We start from the raw sequence: 23,714 nt of genomic DNA, 5'->3' as shown, positions 1-23,714 counted from the left end.
TAGCGTTTTCCCTGTTCAGGGCCGGTTTCTCAGCAACAAATCAGCAACCGCGTCTCACCAAGACGGCGACCTTCGTGCCAGGATGTCCGCGAGAACCGTCAACGCCGACGGTGACTGAGCGCTTCGGACCCGACGCGCTGGTCCCCGCCGGTGCAGTCGCTGTGGTCGCCACAAGCGGCCGCCAGAGGCACCGACACCGAGGAGTACTGCGCATGCCGTCCGAACAGTGGACGCACCCGGAGCCCGGCGACGGGCCGGCCGCGGTAGCGGCCCAGCCGTCGCCGGAACAGGTGATCGCCGGGTTGCGAGCGACGAGTGAAGGTGGCGCTGAGCTGACTCAGCTGCTCACCCCCGAAGGCGAACGGGTTCCGTCGCCCCGGTTCGACAAGTACGTCGAGGACGTCGACGCCGAAGCACTCCGCGGCCTCTACCGCGACATGGTGCTGGTCCGGCGGGCCGACCGCGAGGCGAACGCCATGCAGCGCCAGGGCCAGCTCGGCATCTGGGTCCCGCTGCTCGGCCAGGAGGCCGCGCAGATCGGCTCCGGCCGCGCCCTCAAGGCGAACGACATGGCGTTCCCCAGCTACCGCGAGCACGGCGTCGCGTACGCGCGCGGGGTCGACATGAAGGATCTGCTGGGCATCTTCCGGTGCACCGACCACAGCGGCTGGGACTACCGGGCCACCGGCTTCCACCCGTACACGATCGTGATCGGCAACCAGGTGCTCAACGCCGCCGGCTACGCGATGGGCCAGAAGTTCGAAGGCAAGGTCGGCGACGACGACGGCGAAGCCACGATCTGCTACTTCGGCGACGGCGCCACCTCCCAGGGTGACGTCCACGAAGGGTTCGTCTGGGCCGCCGTCTACGACGCGCCGCTGGTGTTCTTCTGCCAGAACAACCAGTGGGCGATCTCCGAGCCGACCGAGCGCCAGTCGCGCCTGCCGCTGTACCAGCGCGCCCGCGGCTACGGCTTCCCCGGCATCCGCGTCGACGGCAACGACGTCCTGGCGTGCCTCGCGGTGTCCCGCTGGGCGCTCGACGAGTGCCGGCACGGCAACGGACCCGTCCTGATCGAGGCGTTCACCTACCGGATGGACGCGCACACGACGACCGACGACCCCACCCGCTACCGGCTCTCCGACGAGCTGGAGGAGTGGAAGCTCAAGGACCCGATCGAGCGCGTCCGCGCGTTCCTGGCCCGCAACGGCTACGCCGACCACGACTTCTTCGACGGCGTCCAGGCCGACGCCGACGCGTTCGCGGCCGACCTGCGCGAGTACACGTTCAACATGCCCGAGCCGCCGCCGGAGCGGATCTTCAGCAACGTCTACGCCGAGGGCAACCCGGTGCTGGAGGCGCAGCGCGAAGAGTTCCTGTCCTACCTCGAGGGCTTCGTCTCGGCGGGTGAGCACTGATGACCGACCTCCAGAAACTCACCATCGGCAAGGCCCTCAACCTCGGCCTGCGCCGCGCGATGGAAGAGGACCCCAAGGTCCTGATCATGGGCGAGGACGTCGGCAAGCTCGGCGGCGTCTTCCGGATCACCGACGGCCTGCAGAAGGACTTCGGCGAGCAGCGCGTGCTGGACACGCCGCTGGCGGAGTCGGGCATCATCGGCACCGCGGTCGGCCTGGCCGTGCGCGGCTTCCGGCCGGTGTGCGAGATCCAGTTCGAGGGCTTCATCTTCCCCGGCTTCGACCAGATCTCGTCGCAGCTGGCGAAGCTGCACTACCGGACGCAGGGCAAGATCAAGATGCCGGTCGTGATCCGGGTGCCGTTCGGCGGCGGGATCGGCGCGGTCGAGCACCACTCGGAGTCGCCGGAGTCGCTGTTCGCGCACATCCCGGGCCTCAAGGTCGTGTCCATTTCGAACGCCGTCGACGCCTACTGGGGCATCCAGCAGGCGATCAAGTCGGACGACCCGGTGCTGTTCTTCGAGCCGAAGCGGCTGTACCACTCGGGTGCGCTGCGCGCGGAGATCGACGTGGCCGGCACCCCGGCGCAGGTGTTCTCGTCGCAGGTCGTGCGCGAAGGCACGACGGCGACGGTCGTCGCGTACGGCCCGTCGGTGAAGGTCGCGCTCGACGCGGCCGCCGCGGCGGAGGACGAAGGCAAGTCCCTCGAGGTCATCGACCTGCGCACGCTCTCGCCGCTGGACCTCGGCCCGGTGTTCGAGTCGGTGCGCAAGACCGGACGGCTGATCGCGCTGTCGGAGGCGCCGTCGGAGTCGTCGCTGACGTCGGAGATCGCCGCGCGCGTCCAGCAGGAGTGCTTCTACTCGCTGGAAGCGCCCGTCCTCCGGGTGACCGGGTTCGACACGCCGTACCCGCCGGCCAAGCTCGAGGAGCACTACCTCCCCGACCTGGACCGGGTGCTGCACGCCGTCGACCGATCACTCGCCTGGTAAGGGGGATTTCCGCGCAATGCCCACGTACAAACAATTTCCCCTCGCCGACACCGCGGAGGGGCTGACCGAAGCCGACATCCTGTCCTGGCACGTGAAGCCGGGCGACACGGTGACGGTCAACCAGATCGTCGTCGAGATCGAGACCGCGAAGGCCGCCGTGGAGCTGCCGATCCCGTGGGCCGGGGTCGTCACGGAGCTGCACGTCGAGCCGGGGCAGACGGTGGAGGTCGGCACGCCGATCCTCACCATCGACGTCGACCCGGGTGGGGCGGCCGCGCCTGCGGCCGCCGCTCCCGCGCCCGCTTCGGCTCCGGTCGAAGAAGAAGAGATGAAGCCGCTGGTCGGCTACGGCTCCAAGGCCGTGGTCACGCAGCGGCGCGCCCGCAAGGGTGCGGAACCCGCTCCGGTGGCCGCGGTCGCCGCTCCTCCTGCGCCTGTGCCGGCCCCGGCGTCTGCACCGGCCCCAGTCGCGGTCGCGGCTCCGCGCGGCGGGTACGTCCCGCTGGCGAAGCCGCCGGTGCGGAAGCTGGCCAAGGACCTCGGCGTCGACCTGCACGCGCTGACCGGCAGCGCTTCCGGTGGCGTGATCACCCGCGAGGACGTCGAGCGCGCCGCCAACGGCACCCCGGTCGTCGCGCCCGTGGTCGAGAGCGGAGCGCGCGAGCGGCGCGTCCCGATCAAGGGCGTCCGCAAGATGACCGCGGCGGCGATGGTGCAGAGCGCGTACACCGCTCCGCACGTCACGGAGTTCCTGACCATCGACGTCACGCCGATGATGGAGTTCCGCGAGAAGCTCAAGAAGTCGCGGGAGTTCGCCGGGGTCAAGGTCACGCCGCTGACGTTCGCGGCGAAGGCCGTCTGCCTGGCGGCGAAGCGCACGCCGGACATCAATGCGGTCTGGGACGAGGCCGCGCAGGAGATCGTCTTCAAGGACTACGTGCACCTCGGGATCGCGGCGGCGACACCGCGCGGCCTGATCGTGCCCAAGGTCCGCGACGCCGACGCGATGTCGCTGAAGGAGCTGGCTGTCGCGTTGACGCAGCTCACGGACGTGGCCCGCGAAGGCAAGACGTCGCCGGCGGACATGGCGAACGGCACGATCACGATCACCAACGTCGGCGTCTTCGGCGTCGACACGGGCACGCCGATCATCAACCCCGGCGAGTCCGCGATCCTGTGCCTCGGCGCGATCAAGGACCAGCCGTGGGTCGTGGACGGCGAGATTAAGGTCCGCAAGGTGCTCCAGCTGTCGCTGAGCTTCGACCACCGCGTGGTCGACGGCCAGCAGGGTTCGGAGTTCCTCGCCGACGTCGGCGCCCTGCTGGCCGACCCAGCGATGGCCATGACCTACTGAGTTCCTGCAGGTGAAGGGCCGTCCTGGCGTACCGGGGCGGCCCTTCACCGGTTCGCCCTCGGCATATTCATTTGACGGAGTGAGTGCTCACTCCGCACACTGGTGGCATGACCCCAGCACCCGAGACCCGGCGCAGAGCGCCGAGCATGAGCGCCGAAGACCGGCGCGCCATGATCGTGCACGCGGTGCTGCCGCTCCTGATGGAGCACGGCACCGCGGTCACCACCAGCCAGATCGCCCGCGCCGCCGGCATCGGCGAGGGCACCATCTTCCGCGCGTTCAAGGACAAGGACGAGCTGTACGACGCCTGCACCGCCGAGGTGCTGCGCCCCGACCACGTCCTCGACGCGATCGCCGAGATCCCCATCGAGCAGCCCCTGGCAGACCGGCTCGTCGAGGCCGCCGAGGCACTCGGCGCGCACTTCGAGCGGATGGGCGCGTTGATGGGCGCCCTGCACGCGTCCGGACGCCACAAGCAGCGCGACCCCGAGCAGCGCTTGAAGAACCGCACGATGAAGGGCGGCCGCAGCGAGTCGATGGCCGCGATGCGCGGCGCGATCACCGAACTGTTCGAGCCCGAGAAGGACCAGCTGCGGCTGGCCCCGGAGCAGCTGGCCGCGCTGTTCCTCACCCTGTTGTTCGGCGGCCGGCGGATGGCGCCGGACGACAACGCCGCCACCACGCGCCAGGTGGTCGACGTCTTCCTGCACGGCGCCGTGGAGGCTCGGTGATCCCGGGCGGTGGGGGCGGCATGGAGTTCATGCTGGCCCGGCGCGGCCGGCGGCGGCACGCCGTGACGGTGCCGGAAAGCGGGCTGACCGGGCCCGTCGACATCCCCGAACCGAAGCAGGACGACCAGCCGAAGGACCTGCGCTCGCGGCTGTCGCGCGCGAAGACGTCCATCGCGGGCACGGTCCGCGGCCTGCCGAAGGTCGTGAAGCTGACGTGGCAGGCCAGCCCGGTCCTGACCATCCTGCTGGCCCTGATCACGCTGTTGTCGGGACTGCTGCCGACCGTGACCGCGTACGTGGCGAAGCTGCTGCTCGACTCCGTCGTCGCGGCGATCCAGCACCGCGGCACGACGAGGGACATCGTGAACGTGGCGCTGTTCCAGTTCGGCGTGCTCGCGGCGACCGCGATCAGCAGCGCCCTGACGTCGATCGCGCAGTCGCTGCTGCAGGAACGCATGACGCTGACCATCCGCCACCAGGTGATGGCGCACGCGAGCGAGCTGCACCTGGCGTACTTCGAGGGTTCGGCGTCCTACGACATGCTGCGCCAGGCCGCGCAGGAGGCCCCGACGCGGCCGCTGTCGATGATGAACTCCGCGCTGGGGCTGGTGCGGACGCTGATCACGTTCGGCAGCATGATCGCGCTGCTCGTCTCGATCAGCCCGCTGCTGGCGCTGGTCGCGCTGGTCGCGCCGATCCCGGCGTTCATCTCGCAGTCCAAGTACGGCTCGCGCGCGTTCTGGCTGACGTTCCTGATGTCGCCGATCAAGCGGCGGATGGACTACCTGTCGTCGCTGGTCACGACGGACACCTACGCCAAGGAAACGAAGCTGTTCGGGCTCGGCCCGTACTTCGTCGACCGCTTCCGCCGGCTCGGGCTCGTGTCGTACGAGCGGCAGCGGAAGCTGACGATCAACCGCAACGTCAGCTCGACATCCTGGGGGCTGTTGAGCACGCTCGCGGGTTCGGCGATCGCGTTGTACATCGCCCTGGAGGCGGTCGGCGGCCGGCTCACCCTCGGGGACCTGGCGCTGTACACGGCCGCGGCGACGTCCGTGCAGGCGTCGGTGTCGGGGCTGTTCACGGCGTTTTCGGGGATGTACGAGAACAACCTCTACCTGGACACGCTGTACCGGTTCCTGGACACGAAACCGGAGATCACCGCGCCGGCGTCGCCCCGGCCCTTCCCGTCCGTTGTGGACGGTCACATCGAGTTCGACTCGGTGACGTTCGCCTACCCGGGTTCGGAGGAGCCGGCCCTGGAGGACGTCAGCTTCGAGATCCGCCCGGGCGAGACGGTGGCGGTGGTGGGCCGCAACGGCGCGGGCAAGTCGACGCTGTTCAAGCTCCTTTGCCGCCTGTACGACCCGACGGGCGGGGTTATTCGCCTCGACGGCGTGGACATCCGCGAGTACGACCCGGACGAGCTGCGCACGCGGATCAGCGCGATGTTCCAGGACTACGTGACGTACCAGGGAACGGCGGCGGAGAACATCGGCCTGGGCGATCTGTCCCGGTTGGAGGATCGTTCCCACATCGAGCATTCAGCCCGCCGAGCGGGCGCGGACGAGCGCATCGAGCGGTTGCCGTCCGGCTACGACAGCCCGCTGGGGCGCTGGTTCGACCAGGGCGTCTCGCTGTCCGGCGGTGAGTGGCAGAAGATCGCGCTGGCCCGGGCGTTCCAGCGGGAGGCGCCGCTGTTGATCCTGGACGAGCCGACATCGGCGTTGGACGCGCAGGCGGAGCACGACCTGTTCTCGCGGCTGCGGTCGTTGTCCGAGGGGAGGACGACGTTGTACATCTCGCACCGGTTCTCGACCGTACGGCAGGCGGAGCGGATCCTGCTGCTGGACCACGGGAAGGTGGCGGAGTACGGCACACACGAGGAGCTGATGGCGGCGAAGGCGGGGTACGCGGAGCTGTTCACATTGCAGGCGCAGGCGTACTTGGACGAGGTGCCGAGCTAGAGTTCGGCGAGCCCGGACCGCCTGGCGGCGGGGCTGCGGTCGATGGTGTCAACGTTGCTGCGTTGATCGGGAGCAAATCGGACAGGCTGTTCGTTGTACGGGGTATGGCTGTCGCGTTCCTGCTTTACGTCTTCGCCGAGATCGCCGCGATCTGGGCGGTGGGCTCGGCCGTCGGCGTGCTGGGCACGCTGGGCCTCCTGCTGGCCGGCGCGTTCCTGGGCTCATGGCTGGCCCGCCGCGAGGGCGGCAAGGCAATGAGGGCATTCACGTCCGCGGCCCGCTCAGGACGCCCGGCGGAGAAGGAACTGACCGACGGAATGCTGGTCGGCCTGGGCGGGGTGCTGATCCTGGTACCGGGATTCGTCAGCGACGTGCTGGGGCTGCTGCTGATCCTGCCGCCGTCACGCGCGGTGGCTCGGCGGTTGTGGCTGAAGCGGATGGAGAAGCGAGCGGTCCGGTTCGCCAACCGCCGTCGAGGGCCGGTGATGGTGGTGGACAGCGAGGTGGTGCCGCCGGAGGAGCCACGTCGTGACCAGCCGACGGTGATCGAGGGCAGGGTCATCGAAGGCTAGCCACGCTCGGCCTGGGCGATCAAACCTTGCCACAATGTGCGCGTGGAGCGTCTGAAGACCACATCCGCCGTGCGCATTCGGATGAGCAAGCAGAAGTCCCGGAATACCGGGATCGAGATGGCGCTGCGCAAGGCCCTGCACGGTGCCGGCTTCCGCTACCGGGTACACCGCCGGCCGGTGAAGGGCGTTCGCCGCGAGGCTGACCTGGTGTTCGGCCCGGCCCGCGTTGCGGTCTTCGTGGACGGGTGCTTCTGGCACGGCTGCCCGGAGCACGCCACCTGGCCGAAGAACAACGCGGAGTTCTGGCGCGACAAGATCGAGACGAACCGCCGACGGGACGCCGACACCGACGAACGGCTCCGCGAGGCAGGTTGGCTCGCCGTCCGGATCTGGGAACACGAGTCTGTCGAGGTCGCTACCGACCGCGTCATCTCCGCCGTCCGGGAGCGCCGCCGGGCGTCAGGCGTCCTTGAATAGCCCCTCGACCCCGTTGCGGGTTTCCTTCCAGCTTCGCTTGACGCAGCGGTCCAGCTTCGCGGTATCGAGTTCCTTGCCCATGGCGGCGGCCAGGACGTGAGCAGCCAGCCGCGGCGGGATCGCATTTCCGATCTGCTGGGCGATGCCCCGCCCTGACCAGGGGTAATCAGGCGGGAAGGTCTGCAGCCTGCCTGCTTCTTGGTCGGTGAAGCGATCAGACCGGCCCTTCGGTCTGTCGATCAGACGGTTGCGGGAGACCTTGCCGGTGACGGTGAAAGCGGGTTCGGTCGACCGCCGCTCCCCACGTGCCTTCGGGTCGCCACCCGTGCCGTAGTTGGACCTCACGGTGAACTGCTCCGACCAGCCGAGCGCTTCTCCCATCGTCTTCCACGGAAGCAAGCGGGGATCGCCTTCACCTCGGGCCGACCCCTTCCGATAACGCCGGTGCGTAGGCTGGGGCAGCTTCGCTTCTCCGTCACGCCGAGCGATCAAGATCGCCCGGCGACGCGTCTGCGGGACCCCGAATTCCTCGGTGTGGAGGATTCCACAGTCGACGTTGTAGCCGCGTTTTTCGAGCACGCGTGCATACGCCTGCCACACCGGCAGCACCGCAGGCACCTGTTCGAGAACAATCGCTTCGTACGGAACGCCCGCATTGAGCGCCCACCGCAGGGGCTCCAGCACCAACCCGGTGCGTTCGTCCTCCAGTTGCGCGAGGTCCTCCTCGCTGAGGCCGTCACCGTCGGGGTCGGCGACGACGTCGACGAGGGACAGCACCCGTTCCAGAGCTCGTCTGCCGGTCCCATGCCCGGCGACGGTATACGTCTGGCACGGAGGGCCGCCGGTCAGGAACCGGGCCTTCGGGTAGTCGGCAGGCTTGGACAGCCGCACATCACCGTGCTTCGTATGCAACTCCGCTTGCTCGCGGGTGACGCAGGCGTCGTCGTCCCACTCGATGCCGACCACGGACACGCCCAGCCAGTGAGCGGCGACGTCGAGCCCGCCCGGACCGGCGAAGAGGTCCACCATCTCGACCTGCGCCGGTAGCGGCAAGGCCAACTGTCCGTCGGTCATAGGACGGGAGTCTATAAGTCGGGTACGACAGGGTGGACGAGCCATGAATTCGACACGCCGGCAGCAGGCCACTCAGTGCGTGACGCGTCCGTGACCACATGGAGTAACAGAAGCGGCCGTCCGCGCGACGTGATCGATCACGGAGGGGATTGCGTCGAGGCGCCGAACAGGGTCACCCGTTCGAGGCACCTGACGGTGAGGCCGGCAGCACCTACCGTGAAGCGGGTCGGCGTAGCTCGTCCCGTCGATGCGCCCGGAGACGGAATTGGAGGATCGGTGACCGACAAGTTCGACCAGCAGTACGCCGCGTTTCTCGACCTGGTGGACACCGGCACCCCGGAGACCGCCATCAAGAAGATGGAACTGTTCGGCGCCGAGGACGAACTGCTTCAGCGGATCGCCGAGCGGCACGAGCGCGAGACCATCAGGATCCGGGAGCGCGAGGAACCGCGCAGCGTCATCCTCGACAACCGCTACACCTGGTACACCGGACCGCGGCCACGTGACAGGTACTGGCCGGCACTCGAAGAGCTGCTGCGGAAGTCGGGGTGGTCGGAGCAGAGCCTCGACGATCTCGACGGCGCATCGACCAAGGTCGTCTCCCTGCTGAGTCACCCCCAGGTGCCGAAGTTCTCGACGAAGGGCCTGGTCGTCGGCTACGTCCAGTCCGGAAAGACCACCAACTTCACCGCCGTGACGGCGAAGGCGGCCGATCGCGGCTACAAGCTCTTCATCGTGCTCGCCGGTATCCACAACGGCCTCCGCCGACAGACACAACTTCGCCTCGTCGACCAGCTGGTCAAGCCGAACCCCTCGCGCTGGCTTCAGCTCACTGATCCCGACAAGGACTTCACGCCGCCCGCCAATGCGGCCGCCTACCTCTCCAAGAACAACAAACAGCACGTCCTGTGCGTGATCAAGAAGAATCCTCGCGTCCTCGAGAAGTTCTCGGCGTGGCTCGAGACGGCTTCGGAGTACCTGGCGGACTGCCCGGCGTTGATCATCGACGACGAGGCCGACCAGGCGACGGTCGCGACCGAAACGATCAATCCGTTGATCATCGAGATCCTCGGGCGCCTGCCGAAGTCGGCTTACGTGGGCTACACCGCCACCCCGTTCGCGAACCTGCTGATCGACCCGTCGGCCAAGGACCTGTATCCCGAGCACTTCATCGTCAACCTGCCCAAGCCGACGGGACACTTCGGGACCGAGGTCCTGTTCGGTCGCGACGTCATGGACGGAGAAGACCCGGAAGACGTCTTCGACGGCTTCGACATGATCCGGCAGGTCCCCGAATCCGAGGTCGAACTCGTACGCCCGAGTTCACGCGCTGATGCCGACGGCTTCCACCCGGTGCTGACGGACACACTCCGCACGGCAATCCGGTACTTCTGGCTCAGCACTGCTGCGCGCCGGGTACGCAAGACAGGCAATCCGCACTCGACCATGCTGGTGCACACCAGCGTCAATACCGCCGTTCACAACAGCTTCAAACACCCCCTGTCCAAGCTCCGCAACGAGAGCGAGGCCCTGCTCCGGACCGGGGACGCCGAGCTCCTGACCGAGCTCCGCCAGATCTGGGAGCGCGAGACGGCGCGCGTGCCCGCCGACCTGTTCCACGAGCAGCAGGTGACGTTCGACGAGCTGGCACCACTGCTTCCCGGCGTTCTGCACGACTGCCGGATCATCATGGACAACTCCGGGAGCAAGGACCGCCTCGACTACGAGAACGGTCCCGTCGTCGCCATCGCGGTCGGTGGCAACACCCTGTCCCGTGGCCTGACGCTCGAAGGTCTCGCCGTGAGCTTCTTCGTGCGCTCTGTCTCCGCGTACGACACGCTGCTCCAGATGGGACGGTGGTTCGGCTTCCGCAACGGCTACGCCGACCTGCCCCGCATCTGGATGACCGACGAGCTTCGCGACTGGTTCCGCCACATCGCGACAGTCGAGAGCGAGATGCGGCGCGACATCGACGTGTACATGGTCGAAGACAAGACTCCGATGACTTTCGCCGTCCGGCTGCGCACGCATCCGGCACTCCGCGTGACGGCAGCCGCCAAGATGGCCAACGCCGTCCCCTCGGCATCGGCGTACGGCGGCCTGCGCATCCAGACCCGTTACTTCCGCACCGACCACGACTGGCTCGCAGGCAACCAAGCAGCAGCTCGTCAGCTCGTCGGAAAGGCCGTGCTGGAGGGCAGCCCGGAACTCGACAGGCAGGACGGCAACGTGCTGATCCGCGGGGTCCCGCACGAGCTGGTCACGGACTTCCTGCGTGAGTACCGATTCCACGAGAAGTCGCAGGAGTGCGATTCCAAGCTGTTGACCGACTACATCGCGAGGCGCATCGCCAAGTCCGGCGCGCTGCGCGGCTGGAACGTCGCCGTCATCGGTGGTTCGGCAGGCACGGATTCTCCGAAGGAGTTCACCTTCACCGACGGTTGCACAGTCCGGATGGCCACTCGTTCGGCGCTGCCCGGCGACGACAACGACACTGTCGACATCAAGACTCTGATGAGCCGCCGGGACGCGGCAATCGATCTCGACATCTCATCGGTGCAGGGGGAGTTGACCGAAGACAAGATCAAGGCGTTGCGGCTGCAGCAGAGCCCCGACAGTGCCCTTCTCGCGCTTTACGTGATCGACAAGGACTCAGAACCCGAGGCCCGTCGCATCCTCAGCCGTCGCGCGCTGAACGCCGCCGAAGACGTCATCGGTGTCGGCCTCGTATTCCCCCCGCCGTCGTCGGACGATTCGACGGTGGAGTGGCAGTACGTGGCCACCAACCTGGCGAAGGTCCGGATCGAGGAAGAGGACCTGAGCGGCCTCGACGCGGTGGACGACTGATGAGTGCGCACCTGCGCAAGGTCGTCGATGACCATTGGGGGCGCCTCGAAGAGGAACAGGTTTCCGGCCCGCAGCGGGTACGCACGTCGAACCTCCCGGTCGCGACCCCGGTGGGCCCGCTGCTCGCGGCAGTGGATCACGCAGGTAACCGCCACCTCCTCGTACCGCTCACAGCTCATCAGCACGTCCGGCTCGATCGGGGCGGCGCAGCATTGACCGTGCGTGAACGACCGCTCGAAAACGATCAGGTCTACGAGCGGTACGCCGATTTGGGCTGCGACCGGCGGGATCTCGACGGTGTGTTCACCGGCCTTGTCGTCGATGTGCTCGACGCAGTCGGGGAAAATCCCGATCGGCCGCTGAAGGTGCTGTACACCGTGGTCGGTCAATGGCGTGCCCTGTTCCAGCATTCACCGGCACCGCTGAGTCCCGACCGGTTGGCGGGCCTGTTCGGCGAGCTGGTGGTGCTGAACGAACTGCTCGCGCAGGAGAGCACGGCGGTCGACTTCTGGACAGGGCCCGCCGGGCACCGTCACGATTTCACCGTCGGCACGCAAGGGATCGAGGTCAAGACTTCCACCGCGGCCACCGGGCGGAAAGTTCGCATCCACGGCGTCGAGCAGCTCCAACCGCCGCCGGATGGCGCCCTCGACCTGGTGTGGGTCAGGGTGGAACGGGTCGCCGAGCAGGGCAGCACGATCTCCGATCTCGTGGATCGTGCGCGCCGAACCGGCGACGACGACACCGGATTGCTCTTCAAACTCGCCGAAGCCGGTTACCGACCGGCCGATGCGGACCTGTACCAGGATGTGCGCTTCGCAGTTCGCGAACAACGGTGGTACGAGGTGGATGACGACTTTCCCCGCATCACGCCTTCGTCGGTTCCCCCCGGAGTCTCCGACCTCGACTACACCGTCGACCTGGACCAGCAGCAGCCGGAAGTCACCGACTCCCGGGAAATCCGTGATCGGATCGCCCGGATCACCCAGGAGAGCAAGTGACCACAGCGGCCTGGCACTCACAGATGTTCCCGCCCGAAGGGGCGAGTGCGGCCGAAGGGATCCGCAACCAACTCGGCAGGCCCGAGCTGGATCTGCTGACGATCCTCGTACGCGAGTCCGCCCAAAACAGCTGGGATGCACGTACCGGCAAGACGGCGGTCGACTACCACCTCGATCTGAGAATCGTCAGTCCGGCACACGCACCGGCGTGGCGGGAGCTGCTCGCCCGCAACGTACCCGCACCCGAGCACCTGCCGCTGCGGCAGTCGATCTCGAGTCCGGTGATCCGCGTCCTGACAATCTCGGACCGTGGGACGACCGGACTGGGTGGCCCCACCCGCGCAGACAACGCGGTGGTCGAAAACCACGACTTCGTGTCCTTCATCAGAAACATCGGCGAACCGAGGGACACCGAACTCGGCGGGGGCACCTACGGATTCGGCAAGGGGATCTTCTACCTGCTGAGCCGACCCGGGACCGTGCTAGTGCACACGCGATGTCGAGTCGACGGCGGGTTCGAGACACGACTGATGGGCTGTGCACTCTGGAAGAGCTACGCCGAGGGTGAAGGGCTCTCCGGTCGCCGGTACACCGGACGGCATTGGTGGGGAACGCATTCCGCGGACGGCGTCGTCGAACCGCTGATCGGCGCCGAAGCCGACACCACCGCGGAGCGACTGGGTCTGCGCGGCTTCGGCCCGGACGAGACCGGTACAACGGTCGTCGTCATCGACCCCGACCTCGGCGAACGGGAGATCCAGGACGCCGGGAGCTACCTGGCGGAGACGATAGCCTGGAACCTCTGGCCGAAGATGCTGGCCGCCCCCGACGACGGCACTCCGCCGATGCGGTTCTCCGTGCAGTGCGACGGCATCACGGTTCCGGTGCCGGACCCTCGCGAGACGACTCCGCTGGACATGTTCGTCTCCGCGTACGAAGCGATGCGATCGGCCGAAGACGCCAAAGAGCTCTGGTACCAGGGTCATCCCCGGACGAAACTCGGAATGCTGGGGCTCGAAAAGCGCTTCCTCCCGCCGTTCACCCAGACTCCCGCAGCAGAGACGGCGGGGGTCGAGAGCACCGTTCACCACGTCTGTCTCATGCGTACGGCGGAACTGGTCGTCACCTACCACGCCGGACCGAAACCGGCGGCCGAGTACGTGTCCTATGCCGGCGTCTTCCGCGCGGACATCGAACTGGACAGCACGTTCGCGTCGTCGGAACCGCCCACTCACGACGCCTGGAACTGGCAATCGCTCGAAGGACAGGACAAACGATTCGTCAAGATGGCGTTCACCCGGATCAAGGAGTCGATCGAAGGATTGATCGAAATCGACGGCCGGATCCGGACGAGCTCATCGGAGATTTCGCTGGGCGCCGCAAGCCGCTCGTTCTCCGATCTCGTGGCGGGCGCCTCGGGCTTCGGCGGAGCGTCCGACTACCGCCGCGCGTTCAAACCGGTGAAGCCGACACCGCCGGCCGGGACTGTCCACCTGTCCGGGGACCTATACGACGCGGGCACCGGCGCAGCCCCGTCTTCATCCGTGGATCAAACCGGTCCGGCAGCCGGCAAGCCGGGCGGACGCCAACCCCGGGTGGAGTACCTGGATGCACCGTACTTCGAAGTCCGCGCGGGCCAAGTCCTACTGATCCAGGCGTTCCGGGTCTCCGCACTCGGCGTGCACCGCTGCGTCGCCGACCTCGGCATCGCGTTGGCCGGTACCAGCAGCAGGGAAACAGATCCGCCGCGGGGAGCCGACGAACCTCGGTTATTCGGATGGGAAAGCCCTGACGGTGCACTCCACACCGACCCGACACAGACCCTCGAAGGCGGCGAAGACGTCTGGCGCGTTCTCGTCCGTCCGGCACCCGACACGACGACCGAGATCGCGGTGCACGCCCAGCGCGAGGAGACGCTGCGATGAGCATGCAAGCACCGCCCTATCGCACGGCACCGGCGGACTCGGTGGTGGCCGGACCGTGGCAGTGGCTCATCGATGATGCTCCCACCGAGCTGCCGGATGCCCTGAGCGACTGGGACTATCGCATGGATTTGTCCTTGCGGCAGACGGTGACCGTGGACGTAGGTCTCGTCAGGCAGGCCACCGGGCTTCCCCCGACGGCGAAGTTGACCCTCGCGATGATCTGGACAGCGTCCGGCTCGGGGCTGAAGGCCGCCGGCGACCGCATTCCGCTGCCGGATTCGGGTACCGCGACCGTCGACCTGACCGCGGTCCTGCCCGGCAATCAACTCGGTGGCGTACTGGGCTTGGAAACCACCTTGGTGCTCGCCGAGTTCTCCGAAGCCGGCGACTCGGCTTCGCCCCGCCGGGCCGGATCGATCCTCTGGACCAACAAGTACGAGACCCGACTGCAGGGTGACGCGCCGCTCTTCCCCATCGCGGTCGTCGACTTCTCCAAGACCCAGTATCCCGAGGACGCCGGCTGGCACGTGGAGATCGGTGGCGACCTCGAAACGGCCACCATGGGCGCGTTGCTCCTGCTGGTGAACGAACGCAAACGAGTACTGGTCGACGCCATGCGCAACGCGGCCAAGCCCCGGCCGGTCGACCGCGTGGTGTTGTCCAGCGTGCACGCGGACGTCGCTCGCACCTTGGTGGAGCACGCACTGAACGACCAGGAATTCAGCCTCGAAAACGACTATGGCGACGAGACGATCGGCAGCACGCTCCAAGCGCTCGTCGGTCGGTTCTTCCCAGGCCAGAGCCTGGCCCACCTGCGCAGGCGGCAAGGGCAGTCACCGACTGCGTTCGCGACCGAGCTCCAGCACGCTGTGCGGATCTTCGAGGAGTCCTGATGAGCGTCTTGTTCCCGCGTCTGCTGCCTCGGCAGGCCCACGAGCTGTATCAAGAATACAAGTCACTGACCATCGAGGAGCTCGAACTTCGCACCGCGTTGCGCCACGACTCGGCTGTTTACGCCGCCACGGGTGGCGATCGAGTCCGTGAGAAGGACCTCGACCAGCTGCGTCAGGCAATTCTCGGCGTGGCTCGCGAGGCCGGCTTCCCGAATCGGTCGACACCCGCCACCAAGAACGACTTCGACCGGCGAGTGGCCGAGCTGCTCCACCGGACGACCGGGCTGGCTCCGGCCGAAGCCGCAGCTCGTGACATCTGGGTGTTCCTGGCCCTGGTCGTGCTGCCGGACGTCTCGTTCTGGCGATTCGAGAAGCGGACCGACGAGCGCTTCCTGGCCAAGGACCTGACCCGGCACGTGTTCGGTCGCCTTTGGTGGCGAGCCCACCTGGTCCACGACCCCGACAGCTCCGATCCCTACGCCGCCCTGCACATCCTCGGCGAGGGCGCCTTCGACCAGATTTACGCACGCCGGCGTGCGCTGGGCGGCAGCCCCCAACTGGTCCGCTCGATCCTGCACGTCTGGCACGAAATCGACGCCGGCGGGCTGAACGAGACCGAGCTGCTGAAGGATTTCCTGAAGCGCTTGTTGCGACTCGGCGCCTTCATGTCCTTCGAGACGCTCCACGATGACCAGCTCAACGCCGAGGTACGCCGCGCGGCCCATGATTCCCTGCAGGCGTTTCACGCGGAACGTCGACCTCGGCACGCACTCGAGCACACCCGCGGGTAACCCGACAGCCAGGCCAAGGGTGCCGCTTCGCTATCGCTACGGTTCCTCCGCGTAGGCGAGGGTTTCCCGCCGGTAGGGCTGGTGCAGTGTGGCGAGGCGGCGCTCGAGCCAGACGTCGTCCCGCTCGTTCAGGGTCAGCTCACCGTTGCGGCGCATGAGCCAGATGATGTCCATGCCGGAAAGCACTGCGTCGCCGGTGACGCTGTCCAACAAGCCGGTAGTGAGGCGGACCAAGTCGTCCTGTTGTTGGGGAATGTGGTCGTGTTTGTAGATGCTGAAACCGATGGCCACGGTCGGGGAAATTCCGAAGTCCGTCACCAGTGGTGACCAAGGTGCGGCGTTGCGTTCGTAGACTCGGACCCACGTGCGGAGCGGGGTCACCGCTCCGTCGCGGCACACCTGGTCAGGGGTGACCGATGCCGCGAAGAGCGCCAAGGGGCGACCGACGTCGAGCAGTGCGTGTGCGACTTGCTCCGGCGACGATGACGTCGCCATTTCGAGATCGTAAGAGATGGCCATCCGCGCTGATCCTGCGACTAGTCCGTCGTGGGCTTGGGGATGTCGAAGTAGCTCGAGAACCGCACAGCCGGCGCATACTCGCCCTTCACCTTCACCCTCCCCGTCACGAACATCGCCGCCACTGCCGCATTGCCTGTCGCCATGCGGATGAAGTCGTCCACCGACACGGTGATCGTGGTGTCCGGGGTGCGGGACAGATCCGCCGAAGACACGCACATCCCGTCCTCGATCACTGTCTGGAAACGGTCGTAACCGTCCTCGCCCGCGCCCTCCGAAAAGCGCCAAGAAAGCACCAAATCCACGTGCCTCGCCCGCGCCGGTGAGAAATGCTCCGACATCCGGCGGAATATCTCGTCCAAGAACACCGCGCGGAGCTCTGGATGCGAAGCAATTGCCTTCAGCTGGTCGCGGGAGGCTCGGCGGACCACGTCCACCAGGACGTCCGTTGACAGGGAACTCAGCTCGATGCCCGCTCCTGCCGAACCCAGCATGTGGAGGGTTTCCAGGACCTGGATGAACTGGGGTGGCGTCAAGTTGCCGATGACCAGCTTCTCCGCGAACGCGTTCACCGCGTGGCCACCACGGCGGGGGCGGCGCCATTTTGCGTTTCGGGGCACGGTCCGAAACTATACGGGCTGCGGCAGGTCGAAGAAACCGATCAAGCCCGCCGCGAAGGCCAGGTCGCCTTTTACTTTGATTCTTCCCGTGACGAACAACACCGCCGGGGTGGCCTGGTGGGTGATGAGCCGGAAGAAGTCGACCGGTGCGATAGTGATCGTGACTCGCGCCGCAGAGTGCATCTCGCGGCTGACCGTGCAGGACCCGTGGGCGATCGCCGTTTCGTAGCGGTCGTAGCCGCCTTCGCCGGCGCCTCCCGACAGGCGCCAGTGGACCACCGCCTGCAGGTCGCGGGCGCGGTCGGGGCGGATGTGGGCGCCCATGCGGGCGAAGATCTCGTCCAGGATGCGCTCGCGCAGGGGGCGGTCCGCGACCACGCTCTCGAGCTGGGCGCGCGACGCCGAGGCCACCAGGGAGGCGAACCGGGCCGGCTCGACCTTGCTCAGGTCGAACGCCGGGGCCTGCGCCGCCAGCCGGAGGAGGGCCTTCAAAAGACGGCGGAAGTCGTCCCGCCGGAGTTCGGCCGGGTCGAGGGCCAGCTCGTTGACGTCCAGGGCGTGGGCTTCGGGGCTCAGCGGGTCGAGCCGCTCCAGGGCGTCGAGCAGCGGTGCGCCGCGGAGTTCCGCGATCCGATCGGCGCTGGTCATCCCGGCGTTGTCGGCCATGGTCACCCCTCTCCGGTTACTCATGCGTAAGGCTACCCGCCAGTAGGTATGCGGGCAAGCGTGCCGAAATCACCCGGGCGTGGCCGCGCCCGGTACCGTCTCCGGGCAGCAACGAGGAGGTCCAGCGTGTCAGAGGAAGATCAGCGTCCGCCCGAACGGGCCAGGCGGCTGCCGCGTGCCGTGCGCGAGCGGCAGATCCTGGACGCGGCCGTCCAGGTCTTCTCGCGCCACGGCTACCACGCCGCGTCGATGGACGAAATCTCCGACGTCGCCGGCGTCTCGAAGCCGATGATCTACACCTACCTCGGCTCGAAGGAAGACCTCTTCGGCGCGTGCATCCGCCGCGAGGCGACGCGGCTGCTGGAGGCCATCCAGGCCGGCGTTCAGCCCGACCTGCCGCCGGACATGCAGCTCTGGCACGGCCTGCGGTCCTTCTACCGCTTCGTCGCCGAGTACCGCGAGTCGTGGACGGTCCTGCACCGCCAGGCCCTCACCGTGGGCGGCGCCTTCGCCGCGGAAATCACCGACATGCGGGCGCGCGCGATCCAGCTCGTCGCCGCGCTCGTGGTGTCCGCCGGCACCCGCAAGGGCGTCGGCGAGCAGGCCGAGTTCTCCGGCGAAGGGCTGGCCGCGTCCCTGGTCGGCGGGGCCGAGTCGCTGGCCGACTGGGCCCTCGACCACCCCGACATCTCCGACGGCGTCCTCGCCTCCTGGATGATGAACCTGGTCTGGCTCGGCTTCAACGACCTCATCGAGGGCGCCGTCTGGAAGCCGTCAGAGTGAGCTGATCGTGCCCTCCAGGTTCGGCTTCGACCCGCTCCACAGCTCGAAGGCCCATCCTTCCGGAGTGGACCACGACGTGAAGCCCGCCTTGGCCGGCAGCAGGACCGGCTGCTTGAAGCGGACGTCCACCGTGAACGCCTCCGGCAGCCGTCCCTCGAACGCCGCCAGCGCGTGGGCCTTCGTCCACATGCCGTGCGCGATCGCGCGGGGGAAGCCGAACAGGCGGGCCGTCAGCGGGTGCAGGTGGATCGGGTTGCGGTCGCCCGAGACCTCCGCGTAGCGGCGCCCGATGTCGCCCGGGACGCGCCAGATCGCGTCCGGCGTCGGCGGCGCCAGCTGGTCCCGCCGGGACGAACCCGAACCAGCACCGCGACGCAGGTACGTGCTGACGTCGGACCAAGCGAGGTGATCGCCGGCCCAAGCCTCGCTGACGACGTCGAACTGACGCCCCTTCTCGTGCGGGCGCAGGTTCTCCGCCCGGACGCGCACGGTCAGCGGCTCGCCGATCCGCAGGGCGCGGTGCTGGGTGATCCGGTTCGCCACGTGCACCATGCCGAGCAGCGGGAACGGGAACCCCGGCTCGGTCATCAGCGCCATCTGCAGCGGGAACGCCAGCATGTGCGGGTACGTCGCCGGCAGCTCGTCGCTCAGCCGGAAGCCGCACACGGTGTTGTACGCGGCCAGGTGGGCCGGATCGACGACGACGCCGGTGCGCACCAGCTCCGTGTCCGGCAGCGAATCCCCGGCCGGCTTGCGCAGGACGCCGCCGAGCAGCGCCTTCGGGTACAGCGTGGCCAGGCTCGGCGTGCTGTCGAGTTCGCGGATCGCCACGTCACGCTCCCAGCAGGGCCTGGCCGCAGACGCGGACCACGTTGCCGTTCACCGCGGCCGACGCCGGGTTCGCGTACCAGGCGATCGTCTCGGCGACGTCGACCGGCAGGCCGCCCTGGCCGAGGCTGGACAGCCGCCGCCCGGCTTCTCGGATGAACAGCGGGACCGCGGCCGTCATCTTGGTCTCGATGAACCCCGGCGCGACGGCGTTGATCGTGCCGCCGTACGCCGCGAGCTGCGGAGCGCCGACGTTCACCATGCCGATCACACCCGCCTTCGACGTCGCGTAGTTCGTCTGGCCGACGTTGCCGGCGATGCCCGCGATCGACGAGACGCCGATGATGCGGCCGTTCTCGTTGAGCACGTGGTCGTCGAGGAGCTTGTCGTTCACCGCGAGCTGCGACGCGAGGTTGACGGCGATGACCGAATCCCACGCGCTCTCACTCATGTTGCCCAGCGTCTTGTCGCGGGTGATGCCCGCGTTGTGCACGACGATGTCGACGCCGCCGTGCCGCTCCTTCAGGTACTCCGCGAGCTTCGCGGGCGCGCTCGGCGATGTGATGTCGAGCTGCAGCGACGATCCGCCGACCTTGTTGGCCACCTTCGAGAGGTCGCCACCCTGGGCGGGGATGTCGAGCGCAACGACGTGCGCGCCGTCGCGAGCCAGGACCTCGGCGATCGCCGCGCCGATGCCGCGGGACGCGCCGGTGACCAGCGCGACCTTGCCGTCCAGGGGCTTCTCCCAGCTGGCCGGCGCGGAAGCGGTCTTGCCCTCGGCGCCGATCCGGATGACCTGCGCGTCGACGAACGCCGACTTCGCCGAGAGCAGGAAGCGCAGCGTCGACTCCGTGGCCTCTTCGGCGCCGTCGGCGACGTAGACGAGCTGGGCGGTCGCGCCGCGCTTCAGCTCCTTGCCCACCGAACGGACGAACCCTTCGAGGGCGCGCTGCGCGATCCGCTCGCGGCCCTCGACCTGCTCCGGCGGGGTGCCGAGGACGACGACCCGGCCGGACGGGCCGACGCTGCGGATCACCGGGTGGAAGAAGTCGTAGACCTCGCGCAGGCGCGCGGGGTCGGTGACGCCGGTGGCGTCGAAGACGAGCGCCGCGTGCCGGTCGGCCGGGGTGCCGATGACCTCGATGCCGGCGTCGGCGAGCTGGTCACGCAGGGTCTTCTCCAGCCGCCCGCCGGGCGCGGCACCCAGGAGTGCGGGACCCTCGAGGGCGGGTTGCCCCGGGCGGTACCGGCGCAGCGTGGCGGGGTTGGGCAGGCCGAGCTTCGGCACCACGAACTTCCCCACCGGGGTTTTCGTGAACTGCTGGTACCTGTCAGCCATCGGTTGCCTCCCGTGCAGTCTGCGTCACGTCGCAGTCTAACCTACTCGCTAGTAGGTTACAGTGTGAGGGACACGACCAGAGAGGTGAAGTCATGCCACCGAAGAAGACGCCCGCCGTGCGCAAGGTCGCGATCATCGGGGGCAACCGGATCCCCTTCGCGCGGTCCAACGGCCCGTACGCGAAGGCGTCGAACCAGGACATGTTCACCGCCGCCCTCGACGGTCTGGTCAGCCGCTTCTCGCTGCAGGGCGAGGTGATCGGCGAGGTCGCCGCCGGCGCCGTGCTCAAGCACTCGAAGGACTTCAACCTGGCCCGCGAGAGCGTGCTGGGCAGCAAGCTTTCGCCCGCGACGCCCGCGGCCGACGTCCAGATGGCGTGCGGCACCGGCCTGCAGGCCATCGTCAACGTCGCCAACAAGATCGCGCTCGGCCAGATCGACTCGGCCATCGCCGGCGGTGTCGACACCACCAGTGACGCGCCGCTGGCCGTCAACGAGAACCTGCGTCAGATCCTCATCCAGCTCAACGCGGCCAAGACGCTCGGCGACCGGCTCAAGCTCGTCGCGAAGATCCGGCCCGGGCACATCGTCCCGGCGATCCCGCGCAACGAGGAGCCGCGCACCGGCCTGTCGATGGGCGAGCACGCGGCGCTGACGGCGAAGATCTGGGAGATCACCCGCGAGGCGCAGGACGAGCTGGCCGCGGCCAGCCACCAGCACCTCGCCGCCGCGTACGACCGCGGGTTCTTCGACGACCTCGTGACGCCGTTCCTCAAGCTCGCGCGCGACCAGAACCTGCGCCCGGATTCGACCGCGGAGAAGCTCGCCAAGCTCAAGCCGGCCTTCGGCGGCCCGGACGGCACGATGACCGCGGGCAACTCGACGCCGCTGACCGACGGCGCATCGACGGTCCTGCTCGCCACCGACGAGTGGGCGAAGGCGCACAAGCTGCCGGTGCAGGCGTACCTGACGTTCTCGCAGACCGCCGCCGTCGACTACGTCCACGGCGAGGAGGGCCTGCTGATGGCGCCCGCGTACGCCGTGCCGCGGATGCTCACGCGGGCCGGGTTGTCGCTGCAGGACTTCGACTTCTACGAGATCCACGAGGCGTTCGCGTCGCAGGTGCTGGCCACGCTCAAGGCGTGGGAGGACCCGGCGTTCGCCAAGGAGAAGCTGGACCTGGACGAGCCGCTCGGCGCGATCGACCGGGCGAAGCTGAACGTCAACGGCTCGTCGCTGGCGGCCGGGCACCCGTTCGCCGCGACCGGCGGCCGGATCGTCGCGACGCTGGCGAAGCTGCTGCACGAGAAGGGGTCCGGCCGCGGCCTGATCTCCATCTGCGCGGCCGGCGGGCAGGGCGTCACCGCGATCCTGGAGAAGTAGCTTCCACGTGAAAGTGCCGCCCTCGGAGTCTGCGGGGGCGGCACTTTCACGTGAAAGTGCCGGCTAGTTGGGAAGGGCCTTCTGGGCCCGCTTCGCGAGCTTGTTGGCGCGCTTCTGGCCGCGACGGCTGAGCTTCCCGGCCGCGGCGCCGACGTCCTTCGCGGCGTGACGCGCGCGCCAAGCCGCCGACGGCTTGCCGTGCGTGTCGCTGACCGCGAGCAGCAGGCCACCGGCCAGGCTCGCGTTCTTGAAGAACTGGATCTGCTGCTGCTGGCGCTCGCCCGGGTCCTTGAGGGTCCAGAAGCTGTGCGTCGAGAGGGTGGTCGGCACCAGGCTGCCGAGGAGCAGCCCCGCCGCGAGCCGCGGCGCCTTGCCGGAGGCGAGCGCGAGACCGGCACCGATCTTCACCGCGGCGTCGATCCGGACGAGCGTCACGGGGTCCCGCGGGATCTGCTCCGGGAGTTTGTCGCCGAACTTCTCGAGCGCGCTGTTGAGGAACGGTTCCGCCGCCTTGGCGTGGCCCTCGGCCTGCCTCAGCGCATTGATCCCGCCCGTCACGAAGATCGTGGCGAGCAGGGGACGAGCCACTCGACGGAGTATCACGGTCATAGCCTTCCTCGTACGGGCCGCTGCCTGGTCGAACCTACTCCGTGGGTGCCCGCTCGGCCCGGGCTCGAATCCTCATCGGGCTTTCTGGCTTTTTATAGTCCGTTCGCTAGAGGTCCTTATAAAGCTTTAGCGGTTGACCTTGACGCAGCGTTAACTTCTATCGTCGACGGCATGGAGTGGTCGATCCAGGACATCGCCCGCTCGGCCGGGACCACGAGCCGGACGCTGCGCCACTACGGCGCGGTCGGCCTGCTCGAGCCCAGCCGGATCGGCGGCAACGGCTACCGCTACTACGACGAGCAGGCGCTCGTCCGGCTGCAGCGGATCCTGCTGCTGCGCGAGCTCGGCCTCGGGCTGCCGGCGATCGCCGAGGTGCTCGACGGCCAGCGCGACAGCGCCGCGGCGTTGGAGACCCACCTGGAGCTGCTCGAACGGGAGCAGCGGCGGATCGGACGGCAGATCGAGTCGGTCCGCACGACCCTCCGGAAACTGAAGGGAGGTGAACAACTGATGGCAGCAGAAGTCTTCGACGGCTTCGACCACACCCGCTACGAGGAGGAGGTCACGTCCCGCTGGGACTCGGACGCGTACCGGCGCGGCGACCAGTGGTGGCGCTCGCTCTCGGCCGACGAGAAGCAGGCCCACCAGCAGGAGCAGCGGGACATCGCGGCGGCGTTCGGCGCGGCTTCCGGGCTCGCCCCGGGCTCCGACGAGGTCCAGGCGATCACGCGGCGGCTGCACCAGTGGCTGAAGCCGGCGGTTTCGTCCGTGTCCGCGGGGTACTTCGCGGGGCTCGGGCAGCTGTACGTCGACGACCCGCGCTACGGGTTCGAAGGCGCGACGGCGGAGTTCGTCCGGGACGCGATGAAGATCTACGCGGAGCGGAACCTGGGCGTTTAGCGGTGCGTCGTAGGGGCGCACTGGGGGTA

22 protein-coding genes are annotated in these 23,714 nt (G+C 68.1%); 15 read left to right on the top strand and 7 right to left on the bottom strand.

What is annotated here, in order from left to right; translation table 11 throughout:
- Positions 1 to 212 precede the first annotated feature (212 nt).
- From pdhA to C2L59_RS35740, 7 genes are all read left to right on the top strand, one after another.
- Positions 213 to 1,418, top strand: a complete 1,206-nt coding sequence (gene pdhA / locus C2L59_RS35770) for a pyruvate dehydrogenase (acetyl-transferring) E1 component subunit alpha (RefSeq protein WP_103353954.1) — start codon at positions 213 to 215, stop codon at positions 1,416 to 1,418.
- Complete coding sequence (locus C2L59_RS35765; RefSeq protein ID WP_103353953.1) at positions 1,418 to 2,410, top strand: alpha-ketoacid dehydrogenase subunit beta; 993 nt, start codon at positions 1,418 to 1,420, stop codon at positions 2,408 to 2,410. Before pdhA ends, C2L59_RS35765 begins: the two co-directional genes overlap by 1 nt.
- A gap of 16 nt (positions 2,411 to 2,426) precedes the next feature.
- Complete coding sequence (locus C2L59_RS35760; RefSeq protein ID WP_103353952.1) at positions 2,427 to 3,764, top strand: dihydrolipoamide acetyltransferase family protein; 1,338 nt, start codon at positions 2,427 to 2,429, stop codon at positions 3,762 to 3,764.
- A gap of 146 nt (positions 3,765 to 3,910) precedes the next feature.
- Positions 3,911 to 4,495: a TetR/AcrR family transcriptional regulator gene (locus C2L59_RS35755; RefSeq protein WP_103353951.1), complete on the top strand. Its 585-nt coding sequence runs from the start codon at positions 3,911 to 3,913 to the stop codon at positions 4,493 to 4,495.
- A gap of 20 nt (positions 4,496 to 4,515) precedes the next feature.
- Entirely contained in the window at positions 4,516 to 6,462 is a 1,947-nt protein-coding gene (locus tag C2L59_RS35750) for an ABC transporter ATP-binding protein (protein WP_103353950.1), read from the top strand.
- 104 nt (positions 6,463 to 6,566) lie between these two features.
- The gene (locus C2L59_RS35745) at positions 6,567 to 7,034 is read left to right on the top strand and encodes an FxsA family protein (RefSeq protein ID WP_103353949.1); all 468 of its coding nucleotides are present in this window, start codon (positions 6,567 to 6,569) and stop codon (positions 7,032 to 7,034) included.
- 81 nt (positions 7,035 to 7,115) lie between these two features.
- Positions 7,116 to 7,511 carry a very short patch repair endonuclease gene (locus C2L59_RS35740; protein WP_199199421.1) on the top strand — a complete coding sequence of 132 codons (396 nt, stop codon included), beginning with the start codon at positions 7,116 to 7,118 and terminating at the stop codon, positions 7,509 to 7,511.
- Here C2L59_RS35740 and C2L59_RS35735 read toward each other — a convergent pair.
- Positions 7,494 to 8,585 carry a DNA cytosine methyltransferase gene (locus C2L59_RS35735; RefSeq protein ID WP_103353947.1) on the bottom strand — a complete coding sequence of 364 codons (1,092 nt, stop codon included), beginning with the start codon at positions 8,583 to 8,585 and terminating at the stop codon, positions 7,494 to 7,496. The genes C2L59_RS35740 and C2L59_RS35735 overlap by 18 nt on opposite strands.
- Positions 8,586 to 8,861: 276 nt before the next feature.
- On the opposite strand from C2L59_RS35735, the gene C2L59_RS35730 reads away from it, so the two are divergent.
- From C2L59_RS35730 to C2L59_RS35710, 5 genes are read left to right on the top strand one after another with little or no spacing between them, the layout of a single operon-like run.
- Positions 8,862 to 11,432 (top strand): Z1 domain-containing protein, encoded by a 2,571-nt coding sequence (locus tag C2L59_RS35730; RefSeq protein ID WP_103353946.1) that lies wholly within the window; start codon positions 8,862 to 8,864, stop codon positions 11,430 to 11,432.
- Positions 11,432 to 12,433, top strand: coding sequence for a PD-(D/E)XK motif protein (locus tag C2L59_RS35725; RefSeq protein WP_103353945.1), 1,002 nt, complete (start codon positions 11,432 to 11,434; stop codon positions 12,431 to 12,433). The genes C2L59_RS35730 and C2L59_RS35725 overlap by 1 nt, the downstream gene beginning before the upstream one ends.
- Positions 12,430 to 14,358, top strand: a complete 1,929-nt coding sequence (locus C2L59_RS35720; protein WP_146060478.1) for a hypothetical protein — start codon at positions 12,430 to 12,432, stop codon at positions 14,356 to 14,358. The genes C2L59_RS35725 and C2L59_RS35720 overlap by 4 nt, the downstream gene beginning before the upstream one ends.
- Positions 14,355 to 15,251, top strand: coding sequence for a hypothetical protein (locus C2L59_RS49475; protein WP_233223855.1), 897 nt, complete (start codon positions 14,355 to 14,357; stop codon positions 15,249 to 15,251). Before C2L59_RS35720 ends, C2L59_RS49475 begins: the two co-directional genes overlap by 4 nt.
- Complete coding sequence (locus C2L59_RS35710) at positions 15,251 to 16,042, top strand: DUF6339 family protein (RefSeq protein WP_103353943.1); 792 nt, start codon at positions 15,251 to 15,253, stop codon at positions 16,040 to 16,042. The genes C2L59_RS49475 and C2L59_RS35710 overlap by 1 nt, the downstream gene beginning before the upstream one ends.
- A 36-nt stretch (positions 16,043 to 16,078) precedes the next feature.
- Here C2L59_RS35710 and C2L59_RS35705 read toward each other — a convergent pair whose 3' ends face one another.
- Genes C2L59_RS35705 through C2L59_RS35695 form a run of 3 tightly spaced genes read right to left on the bottom strand, consistent with a single transcriptional unit; the run spans position 16,079 to position 17,844 of the window.
- A complete protein-coding gene (locus C2L59_RS35705; RefSeq protein WP_103353942.1) occupies positions 16,079 to 16,561 on the bottom strand; it encodes a SitI3 family protein in 483 nt (160 codons plus the stop codon).
- A 17-nt stretch (positions 16,562 to 16,578) separates the two neighbouring features.
- A complete protein-coding gene (locus C2L59_RS35700) occupies positions 16,579 to 17,130 on the bottom strand; it encodes an SCP2 sterol-binding domain-containing protein (RefSeq protein ID WP_103353941.1) in 552 nt (183 codons plus the stop codon).
- Positions 17,131 to 17,187: 57 nt separating this feature from the next.
- Positions 17,188 to 17,844 (bottom strand): SCP2 sterol-binding domain-containing protein, encoded by a 657-nt coding sequence (locus C2L59_RS35695; RefSeq protein ID WP_199199420.1) that lies wholly within the window; start codon positions 17,842 to 17,844, stop codon positions 17,188 to 17,190.
- 126 nt (positions 17,845 to 17,970) lie between these two features.
- Between C2L59_RS35695 and C2L59_RS35690 the strand changes: the two genes are divergently transcribed.
- Positions 17,971 to 18,627 (top strand): TetR/AcrR family transcriptional regulator, encoded by a 657-nt coding sequence (locus tag C2L59_RS35690; RefSeq protein WP_086843734.1) that lies wholly within the window; start codon positions 17,971 to 17,973, stop codon positions 18,625 to 18,627.
- On the opposite strand, the gene C2L59_RS35685 is transcribed toward C2L59_RS35690, so the two are convergent.
- Complete coding sequence (locus C2L59_RS35685) at positions 18,619 to 19,458, bottom strand: MaoC/PaaZ C-terminal domain-containing protein (RefSeq protein WP_103353939.1); 840 nt, start codon at positions 19,456 to 19,458, stop codon at positions 18,619 to 18,621. The genes C2L59_RS35690 and C2L59_RS35685 overlap by 9 nt on opposite strands.
- Before the next feature lies 1 nt (position 19,459).
- On the bottom strand, positions 19,460 to 20,794 hold the full coding sequence (locus C2L59_RS35680) for a 3-oxoacyl-ACP reductase (RefSeq protein ID WP_103353938.1): 1,335 nt from the start codon (positions 20,792 to 20,794) through the stop codon (positions 19,460 to 19,462).
- Positions 20,795 to 20,886: 92 nt separating this feature from the next.
- On the opposite strand from C2L59_RS35680, the gene C2L59_RS35675 reads away from it, so the two are divergent.
- Positions 20,887 to 22,176, top strand: coding sequence for an acetyl-CoA C-acetyltransferase (locus tag C2L59_RS35675; protein WP_103353937.1), 1,290 nt, complete (start codon positions 20,887 to 20,889; stop codon positions 22,174 to 22,176).
- A gap of 63 nt (positions 22,177 to 22,239) precedes the next feature.
- On the opposite strand, the gene C2L59_RS35670 is transcribed toward C2L59_RS35675, so the two are convergent.
- Positions 22,240 to 22,785, bottom strand: a complete 546-nt coding sequence (locus tag C2L59_RS35670; protein ID WP_103353936.1) for a DoxX family protein — start codon at positions 22,783 to 22,785, stop codon at positions 22,240 to 22,242.
- Positions 22,786 to 22,956: 171 nt separating this feature from the next.
- On the opposite strand from C2L59_RS35670, the gene C2L59_RS35665 reads away from it, so the two are divergent.
- Complete coding sequence (locus C2L59_RS35665) at positions 22,957 to 23,685, top strand: MerR family transcriptional regulator (RefSeq protein ID WP_103353935.1); 729 nt, start codon at positions 22,957 to 22,959, stop codon at positions 23,683 to 23,685.
- The last annotated feature ends 29 nt before the right edge of the window (positions 23,686 to 23,714 follow it).

Origin of the sequence: Amycolatopsis sp. CA-128772 (assembly GCF_002904295.1) — a bacterium.
GTDB lineage: Bacteria > Actinomycetota > Actinomycetes > Mycobacteriales > Pseudonocardiaceae > Amycolatopsis.
The sequence above is the reverse complement of the archived record's forward strand: the minus strand, read 5'-3'. Positions and strand labels throughout refer to the sequence as shown.